Source organism: Microbacterium sp., assembly GCF_036277215.1.
In the GTDB taxonomy this organism is placed as follows: Bacteria; Actinomycetota; Actinomycetes; order Actinomycetales; family Microbacteriaceae; genus Microbacterium.
On sequence record NZ_DASUNI010000263.1, the window covers coordinates 1 to 10,950 of the forward strand.

At 71.2% G+C, this 10,950-nt stretch carries 11 protein-coding genes and 1 pseudogene; 10 read left to right on the forward strand and 2 right to left on the reverse strand.

The genetic code is table 11. From position 1 onward, the window contains the following. The 4 genes and pseudogenes from glmS to tsaE all read left to right on the forward strand — a co-directional run. Nucleotides 1-1,652, forward strand: a 1,652-nt coding sequence (gene glmS / locus VFX99_RS13205) for a glutamine--fructose-6-phosphate transaminase (isomerizing) (RefSeq protein WP_329666757.1), incomplete at its 5' end; no start/stop codon positions are given. 164 nt (nt 1,653-1,816) lie between these two features. Next, nucleotides 1,817-2,170 (forward strand): annotated as a pseudogene (locus VFX99_RS13210) (holo-ACP synthase); the annotation flags it as partial. 122 nt (nt 2,171-2,292) lie between these two features. Beyond that, nucleotides 2,293-3,417, forward strand: a complete 1,125-nt coding sequence (gene alr / locus VFX99_RS13215) for an alanine racemase (protein WP_329666758.1) — start codon at nt 2,293-2,295, stop codon at nt 3,415-3,417. Nucleotides 3,418-3,467: 50 nt separating this feature from the next. After that, on the forward strand, nt 3,468-3,905 hold the full coding sequence (tsaE, locus tag VFX99_RS13220) for a tRNA (adenosine(37)-N6)-threonylcarbamoyltransferase complex ATPase subunit type 1 TsaE (protein ID WP_414684386.1): 438 nt from the start codon (nt 3,468-3,470) through the stop codon (nt 3,903-3,905). 45 nt (nt 3,906-3,950) lie between these two features. Here the strand turns inward: tsaE and VFX99_RS13225 are convergent, their stop codons facing one another. Continuing rightward, nucleotides 3,951-4,943 (reverse strand): alpha/beta hydrolase, encoded by a 993-nt coding sequence (locus tag VFX99_RS13225; protein ID WP_329666760.1) that lies wholly within the window; start codon nt 4,941-4,943, stop codon nt 3,951-3,953. Between the two features lie 189 nt (nt 4,944-5,132). Between VFX99_RS13225 and tsaB the strand changes: the two genes are divergently transcribed. The 4 genes from tsaB to VFX99_RS13245 are packed head-to-tail and all read left to right on the forward strand — an operon-like array spanning nt 5,133 to nt 8,066. Then, nucleotides 5,133-5,825, forward strand: a complete 693-nt coding sequence (tsaB, locus tag VFX99_RS13230; protein ID WP_329666761.1) for a tRNA (adenosine(37)-N6)-threonylcarbamoyltransferase complex dimerization subunit type 1 TsaB — start codon at nt 5,133-5,135, stop codon at nt 5,823-5,825. After that, nucleotides 5,822-6,415, forward strand: a complete 594-nt coding sequence (gene rimI / locus VFX99_RS13235) for a ribosomal protein S18-alanine N-acetyltransferase (protein ID WP_329666762.1) — start codon at nt 5,822-5,824, stop codon at nt 6,413-6,415. Before tsaB ends, rimI begins: the two co-directional genes overlap by 4 nt. Then, on the forward strand, nt 6,406-7,482 hold the full coding sequence (tsaD, locus tag VFX99_RS13240; protein WP_414684385.1) for a tRNA (adenosine(37)-N6)-threonylcarbamoyltransferase complex transferase subunit TsaD: 1,077 nt from the start codon (nt 6,406-6,408) through the stop codon (nt 7,480-7,482). The genes rimI and tsaD overlap by 10 nt, the downstream gene beginning before the upstream one ends. Next, nucleotides 7,479-8,066 (forward strand): hypothetical protein, encoded by a 588-nt coding sequence (locus tag VFX99_RS13245; protein ID WP_329666764.1) that lies wholly within the window; start codon nt 7,479-7,481, stop codon nt 8,064-8,066. The genes tsaD and VFX99_RS13245 overlap by 4 nt, the downstream gene beginning before the upstream one ends. 37 nt (nt 8,067-8,103) lie before the next feature. Here the strand turns inward: VFX99_RS13245 and VFX99_RS13250 are convergent, their stop codons facing one another. Further along, the gene (locus tag VFX99_RS13250; RefSeq protein WP_329666765.1) at nt 8,104-9,297 is read right to left on the reverse strand and encodes a class I SAM-dependent methyltransferase; all 1,194 of its coding nucleotides are present in this window, start codon (nt 9,295-9,297) and stop codon (nt 8,104-8,106) included. 214 nt (nt 9,298-9,511) lie between these two features. Between VFX99_RS13250 and VFX99_RS13255 the strand changes: the two genes are divergently transcribed. Both VFX99_RS13255 and VFX99_RS13260 read left to right on the forward strand, forming a co-directional pair. Beyond that, the gene (locus VFX99_RS13255) at nt 9,512-10,417 is read left to right on the forward strand and encodes a hypothetical protein (RefSeq protein ID WP_329666766.1); all 906 of its coding nucleotides are present in this window, start codon (nt 9,512-9,514) and stop codon (nt 10,415-10,417) included. 312 nt (nt 10,418-10,729) lie between these two features. Next, nucleotides 10,730-10,950, forward strand: a 221-nt coding sequence (locus VFX99_RS13260) for a hypothetical protein (RefSeq protein ID WP_329666767.1), incomplete at its 3' end; no start/stop codon positions are given.

The window sequence follows — 10,950 nt, forward strand, 5'->3', positions numbered from 1 at the left end:
AGACCGGCATCGGCCACACCCGCTGGGCCACGCACGGCGGGCCGACCGACACGAACGCGCACCCGCACCTCGCCGACGACGACAAGCTGGCCGTGATCCACAACGGCATCATCGAGAACTTCGCCGAGATCAAGGCCGAACTGCTCGCCGACGGCTTCGCGTTCCGCAGCGAGACCGACACCGAGGCCGCCGCGATCCTGCTGGGCCGCGAGTACGTCACCGCCGACGGCGACCTGACCGCGGCGTTCCGCGCAGTCGTCAGCCGCCTCGAGGGCGCGTTCACCCTCCTCGCGATGCACGAGGACCACCCCGGCCTCGTGGTCGGCGCCCGCCGCAACTCGCCCCTCGTCATCGGACTGGGCGAGGGCGAGAACTTCCTCGGATCGGACGTCGCCGCGTTCGTCGAGCACACCCGCAACGCGCTCGCGATCGGGCAGGACCAGATCGTCGCCATCACGCCCGAGGGCGTCGCGGTGACCGACTTCCACGGCAACACCGTCGAGGTCGAGCCGTTCGAAGTGCTGTGGGATGCCTCGGCCGCCGACAAGGGCGGCTGGACGAGCTTCATGGCGAAGGAGATCAGCGAAGAGCCCGAGGCGGTCGCGAACACCATCCTCGGCCGCGCTCGCGACGGCCAGGTCGTGATCCCGGAGCTCGACGGTCTCGACGAGCTGTTCACCGGCATCCAGCGCATCATCATCGTCGCCTGCGGCACCGCCGCGTATGCCGGCGCGGTGGGCAAGTACGCGATCGAGCAGTGGGCGCGCGTCCCGGTGGACGTCGAGCTCGCCCACGAGTTCCGCTACCGCGACCCCGTCATCGGCGATGACACCCTCGTCGTCTCGATCAGCCAGTCCGGCGAGACCATGGACACCCTCATGGCCGTCAAGTACGCCCGTGAGCACGGCGCGCGGACCCTCTCGATCTGCAACACGCAGGGCGCCACCATCCCGCGCGAGTCGGATGCGATCGTCTACACGCACGCCGGACCGGAGGTCGCAGTGGCCTCGACGAAGGCGTTCGTCGCCCAGATCACCGCCCTCTACCTGCTCGGGCTGCACCTCGGCCGCGTGCGCGGCACGGTCGGAGCGACCGAGGCGGCGCAGTTCGTGCTCGAGCTCGAGTCGATCCCCGACAAGATCCGCAAGATCCTCGCGGAGGAGCAGGAGCGCATCGAGCAGCTCGCGCACTGGATGGGCGACACGCGTTCGGTGCTGTTCCTCGGCCGCCACGTCGGCTACCCGATCGCCATGGAGGGCGCGCTCAAGCTCAAGGAGCTCGCGTACATCCACGCCGAGGGCTTCGCCGCGGGCGAGCTGAAGCACGGACCGATCGCCCTCATCGAGGCCGGCCAGCCGGTCTTCGTGATCGTGCCGTCGCCGCGCGAGTCCGCCGAGCTGCACAAGAAGGTCGTCTCGAATATCGAGGAGATCCGGGCACGCGGAGCTCGCGTCATCGCGATCGCCGAAGAGGGGGATGCCGCGGTGCTGCCGCACGCCGACGAGGTGCTGCGCATCCCGCTGGCCGGGCCCCTCTTCGAGCCGCTGCTCGCAGTGGTGCCGCTGCACATCTTCGCGATGGGCCTCGCGACGGCGAAGGGCCTGGACGTCGACCAGCCCCGCAACCTCGCCAAGTCCGTCACCGTCGAGTAGCGGCATCCGGTCTTCGCGCGCGCCGAAACCCTCCGAGTCGCGCGAAACCCTCTGACTCGAACACGAACTTCGGAGGGTTTCGCGCTGGACGGAGGGTTTCGCGCCGCAACGACCGGCGCGGATGCCGCGGGATAAAGTGGCGGAGTGCTGAAACGAGGGCGACCGTGATCGTGGGGATCGGCGTCGACCTCGTCGACATCGACCGCTTCGAGCGCACCCTCGTGCGCACCCCCCGGCTCCTCCAGCGACTTTTCTCGCCCGCCGAGCAGACCCGCTCGCCCCGCTCCCTCGCCGCGCGGTACGCCGCGAAGGAGGCGCTGATCAAAGCCCTCGGCGGCTCGGACGGCGTGCACTGGACCGAGATCGAGATCACGCCCGAGGCATCTGGACGCCCGTGGTTCACCCTCACGGGCTCGACCGCGGCCGTGCTCGTGGAGCGCGGCATCACGGGCCTGCACCTCTCGATGTCGCACGATGCGGGTTTTGCGACGGCGTTCGTGGTGGCGGAGGCGTCCGGCGGCGCCCCGGCCCCGAAACCCTCCGAGACGCACGAAACCCTCCACAATGCGCAGGAAACTCGGAGTGTTTCGCGCGACACGGAGGGTTTCGCGCGCGAGCCGGACACGGCGGGAGATGGCGCATGAGCCGCCTGCCTGCCGGCGTGCTGCGGGAGGCGACCGTCGACGTCGGCGCGATCGCGGCGAACGTGCGACACCTGCGCCGGCTGACCGACTCCGAGGTCATCGCCGTCGTCAAGGCAGACGGATATGGCCACGGCGCCGTGCGCTCCGCAGCGGCCGCGCTCGACGGGGGCGCGGCGCGCCTGGGGGTCGCCGACATCGGCGAGGCGCTCGCCCTGCGCCGCGGCGGCATCATGGCCCCGATCCTCGCGTGGCTGCACGCGCCCGGGACGTCGTTCGTCGAGGCGGCCTCGGCCGGGATCGAACTGGGCATCTCGAGCTTCGATCAGCTGCTGCAGGCCGCGGCAGCGGCATCCTCCGACCGTGCCGTGGGAGTGCACCTCAAGCTCGAGACGGGCCTCGGCCGCAACGGCATCGCCCCCGAGGACTACCGCGTCGTGTTCGCCGAGGCGGCGCGTCTCGAGCGCATCGGCAAGCTCCGCGTCCTCGGGCTGTTCAGCCACCTCTCCAACGCCTCGGCCGATGACGACCGGATCGCGCTGCGGCGGTTCCACGACGGCGCGGGGGTGGCGGCATCCGCGGGTCTTGCCCCGCACCTGCGGCACGTCGCCGCCACGCACGCGGCGATCGAGCTGCCGGAGGCGCGGCTCGGATGCGTGCGCGTCGGCATCGGCATCTACGGGCTGTCGCCGTTCGCCGGACGCTCGTCGGCCGATCTCGGCCTGCGCCCCGCGATGACGTTGCGCGCGCCGGTCGCCGCAGTGCGACGGGTGCCGGCCGGCCACGGCGTCTCGTACGGCTACGACTACCGCACCGACCGCGACGCGACGCTCGCCCTCGTCCCCCTCGGCTACGCCGACGGTGTGCCGCGGCAGGCGTCCGGCGCAGGCCCGGTCACGATCGGGGGGCGGCGGTTCACGATCGCGGGCCGCGTCGCGATGGACCAGTTCGTCGTCGACGTCGGCGACCACCCGGTCGCGGTGGGCGACGAGGCCGTGCTGTTCGGCGATCCGACTCTCGGCGTTCCCGCCGCGGACGAGTGGGCGGATGCGGCCGGCACCATCAACTACGAGATCGTGACGCGCGTCGGGCCGCGGGTGTCGCGGCGGCAGGTGTCGGCGTGACCGGACTCGACCCCCTCGTCGGGCGTTACGAGATCGACAGCCCCGACGACATGGAGGCCTTCGGCGAGCGCATCGGCGGGATGCTGCATCCCGGCGACCTCGTCGTGCTGACGGGTGCGCTCGGCGCGGGCAAGACCACCCTCACGCGCGGCATCGCGGCGGGGCTCGGCGTGCGAGGCCCGGTGCAGAGCCCCACGTTCGTGATCGCGCGGACGCATCCGTCCCTGATCGGGGGCGCGCCGCTCGTTCATGTGGACGCCTATCGGCTGGGTTCCGCGCTCGAGCTGGACGACCTCGACATCGACGTCGACCGGTCGGTCGTGATCGTCGAGTGGGGTCGGGGCATGGTCGACGGTCTGCGCGACGGATGGTGGGAGATCGAGCTCGACCGGCAGCTCGGCGGCCGGGGTGCCGACACGATGTGCGGCGACCCGACCGACCTCGATGTGGACGCGCCGCGGATCGTGACGGTGTCGCGGAGGCCGTAGGCCGGCGGGGAGGTCGCGGCTGTGCCGACTTGCGGCGAGCGGCGGCTACGCGGCCGACTTCAGCCGCCACTCGGCGGGACTCGCGGGGGCGGAGCGGGCAGGAACGCGGCTGACCGCCGGCGTTGCGGCGATCGCCGCCAGCACGGCATCCGGGCGCTCTACGTGCGCGAAGTGCCCCGCGTCGGCCAACCGCACCTCGCTGAAGCCCGGGATCAGCGAGAGGAATGCCGCGGCATCCGTCTCGCCCGCGAAGACGTCGCGCGATCCGCGCACCGACCGCACGGGGCAGCGGATGCCGGTCCACGTGCGCTCCTCGTAGTCGGCGGCGAGCCGAGCGGCGCAGGCGAACGCGGACGGCCGCACCTCGTCGGCGAACGCCGCAGGCACCGAGGGGTGGACCCTGCCGGCGAACAGCGGCGACGACAGCGCCCCGAGCCCTCCGAAGCGGCCGAGCAGGCGGACCAGCCTCGTTCCGGCCGATAGCGGAGCGGAAGCCCGGTCGAGCACGGCGAGGATGCGCATCGTCAGCAGCATCCCCGCGAACCACGGCAGCGCGCGCCCGCCGCGCACCGGGCGTCGGATCGCCTCGAGCACGCCGGTCCCAGTGGCGGAGACGAGGGTGACGCCGAGAGTGGAATGCGGATGCCGCGCCGCAACATCGAGGGCCACGAACCCGCCGAGCGAGTGCCCGACGATCCGCCAGGACGAGTAGCCGAGCGCGCGAGCGACCTCCGCCACGGCATCCGACAGGTGTTCGACGCTGGGCACACGCTCGAACCCGCCGCTTTCGCCCCAGCCCGGCAGATCGAGCGCGACCACATCGGTGAGCGGTGCGCCGGACAGATCGGATGCCGCGACCAGCGGCGTCCAGGTGCTCCACGATCCCGCGGCCCCGTGCAGCAGGATCGTCGCCGGACCGCCGGCTTCGCGACCCGACCGCACGACGACCTCGCCGACCGACGTCGGCACCACGAGCCGGCGCAGTCCGAGGGCGGCGCCGTCGGTGCGGAGCGGCAGCGGGTGCGGGAGCGGGTTCACGCTGATTGTTCGTCGCGGGCGGCAGATCGGTTTCCGCGCGCTTCGCAACCACGAGTGAACGGGTTGCCGCCGAGTGCGCGACCTTGCGACGCCGCCAAGTCGTGCGCTCGGCGAGAAGTCGTGGCACTCCGCGGCGGTGCCCGGCGCGAACCCCCGAGCCGCCCGCGGCGCGCCGACTACCCTGAGAGGGTGATTCTCGCCATCGACACCTCCGTCGGCACCGCCGTTGCGGTGGTCGAAGACGACGGCGTCGTGCTCGCGGAGGGCGCGAGTGAGAACCCGCTCGGGCACGCGGAGGCGATCGGCGGGCTCCTGCACACTGCGCTGGACGAAGCCACCTCCTCACCGGAGTCCTCGGCCGAGGCGCTCACCGCCGTCGCGGCGGGAATGGGCCCCGGCCCGTTCACCGGCCTGCGGGTCGGCATCGCGGCGGCGCGCGCGTTCGCGCTGGGCCGCGGCATCCCGGTCGTTCCGGTCGTCAGCCACGACGCGGTCGCGCTCGAGATCCTGCTGGCGGGTGCGCTGTCCGACATCGACGTCGCGCGATTCGCGGTCGTCTCCGACGCGCGCAGACGCGAGTTCGCTTTCACCGTCTACGACGGGATCGACGACGACGGGCTGCCGGTGCGCGCCAGCGAGCCGGCGCTGATCCCGCGCGACGAACTCGACGCGAGGCTGGAGCAACTCGACGCCGCGCGCCGCGACGCGGGCCGGGTCTCAGCGGCCATGCTGGCGATCGTGGCGGCACGCTCCCTCGCGGCGGGCCGCGCTCCCGCATCGACCGAGCCGCTCTACCTGCGCTCGCCCGATGTCACCCTGCCGCACGGCCCGAAGCGGGTCACCGCACCGGCGCAGAGCGATCGACCGGGGGGCGACGCGTGACCACCCGCCCGGCGACCCTCGACGACCTCGACGCGATCATGGCGCTCGAGCGTGCGTCATTCCCGACCGATGCCTGGTCGGACGCGATGATGCGCGAAGAGCTCGCCTCACCGCACGGCTGGTACGTCGTCGTGGAGGAGGCCGGCCGGCTGATCGGATACGCCGGCCTGCGGGCTGCGCGCGGGGCCCCGGATGCAGACATCCAGACGATCGCGATCGCCGCGGCATCCCGCGCCCGAGGTCGAGGCCGTGCGCTGCTCACGGCTCTGCTCGAGGAAGCGGCACGCCGGCAGGTGCGGGACGTGTTCCTCGAGGTGCGGGCCGACAACCCGGTCGCGCAGTCGCTGTACGCCTCGGAGGGTTTCGTGGAGGTCGGGCGGCGGGCGCGCTACTACCAGCCCGACGACGTCGACGCGATCGTCATGCGCCTCGACCTGCGCGGCTGGAGTTCCCGGCCGGAGGCGGACCGGGCTCAGGAGATCCGCCGAGATCAGGAAGATTCCGGGGCCGTTCGTCCTGACCAGGGCGCATCGCCTGATTCGAGCACGCCTCTCGCCGGCATCCACTCCGATGCGGGAGCGTGCACGTGAACCGCACCGATCCCCTCGTGCTCGGCATCGAGACGAGCTGCGACGAGACCGGCATCGGGATCGTGCGGGGTCGCACACTGCTGTCGAACACGATCGCGTCGAGCATGGACGAGCACGCGCGCTACGGCGGCGTCGTACCCGAGGTCGCAGCCCGCGCGCATCTCGAGGCGCTCACACCGGCGATCGAGGCGGCGCTCGCCGAGTCCCGCGTCGAACTCGCCGACCTCGACGCGATCGCCGTCACCTCCGGACCCGGTCTCGCGGGCGCCCTCATGGTGGGCATCGGCGCGGCGAAGGCGCTCGCGGTCTCGCTGGGCAAGCCGCTCTACGCCGTGAACCACCTGGTCGGTCACATCGCCGCCGACATCCTCGACCCCGACGCGCCGCCGCTCGAATACCCGACGGTCGCCCTGCTGGTCAGCGGCGGGCACACCTCTCTGTTACTGGTGCGGGATCTGACCTCCGACGTGGAGCTGCTGGGCGAGACGATGGACGACGCCGCCGGCGAGGCCTTCGACAAGGTCGCGCGGCTGCTGGGGCTGCCGTACCCCGGAGGTCCCGAGATAGATCGAGCCGCGCTCTCCGGCGACCCGAGCGCCATCCTGTTTCCTCGGGGGCTGTCGCGCGCGAGCGACCTCGCGAAGCATCGCTACGACTTCTCGTTCTCGGGCCTGAAGACCGCCGTCGCCCGCTGGACCGAGCAGCGCGAAGCCCTCGGCGAAGCGGTGCCGATCGCCGACGTCGCCGCGGGCTTCCGGGAGGCGGTCGTGGACGTGCTCGTGACGAAGGCCCTCGCCGCCTGTGCAGACCACGACGTGCCGCGGCTGCTGCTCGGCGGCGGCGTCATCGCCAACCGGCGGCTGCGCGACGTCGCGACCGAGAGAGCGGATGCCGCGGGCGTCTCCCTGCGCATCCCCCCGCTCTCGCTGTGCACCGACAACGGCGCGATGATCGCCGCCCTCGCCGCGGAGCTCATCATGGCCGGCCGCGCACCCTCCACCCGGGGCTTCGGCGCCGACTCGACCCTGCCCGTGACCGAGATCCAGGTCGCCGAGGACGCTGCATGAGCACCGGCCAGGACGAGCCGACTCCGGATGCCGGGGCGCCGGCATCCGGTTCGCCTCCCGCCGCGCCTGTCCCGCAGGCGCAGGCCGCTTCACCTCCCGCGCCGCCGGTGCCGCAGATGACCGCTGAGGCAGCGGCATCGGCGCCGCCGCGCGCACCTGCAGCTCCCGCCATCGAGCCGCCGTCGGCCGATGTCGCCCCGGTCGAGGCCGAATCCGCCATCCCCGGAAAGCACCGCGGCGGTTTCCAGCGGTGGCCGACCGAGCCCGTCGGCGTCGTGCCGATCTCTACCGCGCCCGACCTCGACGCGCCCGTGCAGTGGGCGCCGGTCGAACCCGCAACTCCGACGCGGGGCCTCGCGGGGTGGGCGCTGGGCTTCGCCATCGCGGCCCTCATCATCTCCATGTTCGTGGGATGGGGGTTCCCGATCGGACTCGTCGCGATCGTCACTGCGATCATGGCGCTGCGCCGACCGCTCGAGAGCCGTGCCGTCGCGGTGTGGGCGATCGTGCTGGGCGCGGTGTCGCTGCTCTACAGCGCGGGGTGGCTGTGGTTCGCGGCGAGCCGCACCGACCTGCTCGGCTGACGGGCCGCGGCACCGCGAGTGCACGAAGGCAGAAGCGCTACGCCCCCACCCGGTCCGCCAGGATTGCGAGGCGCTTCGACCCGACGCGGGTCAGCAGAAGCGTCGCCGATTCGTCCCCGCGCAGCTTCAGCGCGGTGCGGAACGTCGCGGGGTCGACGTCCACGCCCCTCTTCTTGATCTCGAGCCGCCCGATGCCGCGCTCGCGCAGCGCCCGCGACAGCGCACGCACTTCGGCGGGCAGCACCTCGCGGACGCGGAAGCTCGCGACGAACGGACTCGTGAGTGCGGCATCCGAGGTCAGGTAGGCGATCTGCTCGGCGAGCATCCCCGCCCCCAGCGAGCGCGCGACGTCGCCGATCAAGCGGGCGCGGATCACCGCACCGTCCGGCTCGTGCACGAATGCCCCCAGCGGGCGAGCGGGTTCGTCCGCGGCATCCGTCGTCGATGTCAGCTCCCAGCGATCGTCGCCGCGCAGCACGAGGGCGGCACGGCGCACGCCGTCCCGAGCCAGCGCGCCCGACCACAGCACCAGCTCGATCGTCGATCCGTCCGCACTGACCCACTGCGCCTCGACGTCGTCCGGGATCATCGTCCGGTCGAGACCGGGCCCGAGCTTGATGCCGCTCGGGATGCGCGACGCCACTTCGAACGCCCAGTCGAGGGAGGGCGAGTAGTCCTCGGGTCGCACCCGCGCCGTCTCGCTGTGCCCCGAGGTGCGGCGCGCGGGATCCAGCCACACCCCGTCGACGAGCGACAGATCGGATGCTTCTGCCGACTCGTGTCGGACGGTCACCGCATCGCCGAACGGGGCCAGGTTGTATGCCGCGATCGCCGCGGTCACCTCGTCCGCGTCCACCGCCTCCACCTGCAGGCCGAGCCCGGCGAATCCGAGCGCGTCCCCGCCGATGCCGCAGCCGAGGTCGGCCACGGTCCCGAGGCCCGCGTCGCGGAACCGCCCGGCATGCTGCGCGGCGACGGCGAGCCGCGTCGCCTGCTCGAGACCAGCCCGGGTGAACAGCATCCGGTCGGCGAACTCGCCGAACTTCGCACGCGCCCGCACTCGCAGGCGTGCCTGCCCCACCACCGCCGACACCAGTTCGGGGGAGTGCCCCGCCTTTCGCAGCTGCGAGACGGTCCGCGCGACATCCGCCGTCGAGTCGACGGGGTCGAGGTCGTCCAGCAGCCGCAGCCCCTCGGGCGTGAGAAGCGCGGTCAACTCGGCCAGGTCCACCGGCCCAGCCTACGGTCGAGCCGTCCGCTACGAGTCCGAGGAGCAGTTCAGGCTGATGCAGCACCCCCAAACCCCTAGTCGTGAACCGAACCCCCTATGCAAACCCCGGGGGGCTGATTCAAATCCCCGGGGGGGATCCCCGATGTGACCGGAACGCGCGCGGCGCAAACTCTAACTACACGCCGCCGGGCACTCACGAAAGAGGAAACAAATCATGGCTGCAAACGACAACATCAACCTTCTTGGCCTCCAGGCCAACCTCGACGAATCGTTCAACACGGACAACTCGACCAACCTCGACATCGAGGACTCGGGTAACACCGAAACCGAGATCGAAGACTCGGGCAACACCGACAACTCGGTCGACGTCGAGGACGCGGGCAACACGGACTCCTACAACGACACCGAGGTCGAGGTCGAGGTCGAGGTCGAGGACTCGTTCAACGACAACTCCGACAACTCGACGAACGACTCGTACAACGACAACTCCGACAACTCGGTCAACGACTCGGGCAACGACAACTCCGAGCACTACAAGGACTCGTTCAACACGACGACCCTGATCGACAACTCGGTCACGGCGGGCGTTCACCAGTACAACGCCGGCATCGGTGACATCGACCTCGGCGGCCTGGGTGGCGGCGGCGGCAAGGGCTGGGGTGGCGGTGGCGACACCGACATCGACATCACGAACCGTCCGACGATCGTCGGCCAGTCGGTCAACCAGAACATCGACACCGGCGGCGGCGACGTCGACCAGGACTTCGAGTTCGAGGCACAGGTCGCCTCGGGTGACTACTCGGTCGCTGCCGGAGACGACGCAAACGTCGACAACTCCACGACCGAGATCAACGTCGGCGACGTCTTGATCGGCAACGAGTGGGAGACCACGACGATCAGCGACTCGTTCAACGACTCCTCGACCAACACCGAGTACGACCTGGATGTCGACATCGAGGACTCTTTCAACCAGGAAGAGGAGACCGAGATCGACGTCGACGTCGAGGACTCGTTCAACAACGAGTGGGAGACCGACATCGACAACGACTTCGAGTGGGAGAACAGCGGTAACTTCTTCAGCCCGGACGCGGTCACCGTCAACGACAACGAGGTCTTCTAAGACCGAGTTCCAAGGGAGTTCAACTCTCTGACTTGCCCGGTCGCCTTTCGAGGCGGCCGGGCAAGTTCGCGTTCCCGGACGACGGATCCGCCTGCAGCGACCGATCGAGAAGGGGGAACGACCAGCGGCCGGGGGCCGTTCCAGCATTGAGCAAGTTGCCCGCCACCGGACCGTCGATGCATCGCATGGCGTAGCGTTGTCGGGGGGCGGGGCGACCAAAGGGGGATCGTTTTGGCGGAGCGTACACAGGCAGAGCAGGCGGCTCGGGAGACATCCGAGCCCACCCGGCAGCCACCGGCGAAGGCAGCTGATGTGCAGAAGCGCCCTTCGGGCAGCTCCGACGGATCGGCGAGGCGTCCGCCAGCGAAGGCCGACGCCGGCGCGAAGACGCAGCCCGCGCAGACCGACGAGGTCGCGAAGCTTCCTCAGGCCAAGACCGGTGAGGCGACGCGGCCCCCGCAGACCAAGGCCGAGGCGCTGGTCCGGGCGATCTCCAACGTCGGCAAGCTTGCCGCGTCCTCGGGACGCGAAGA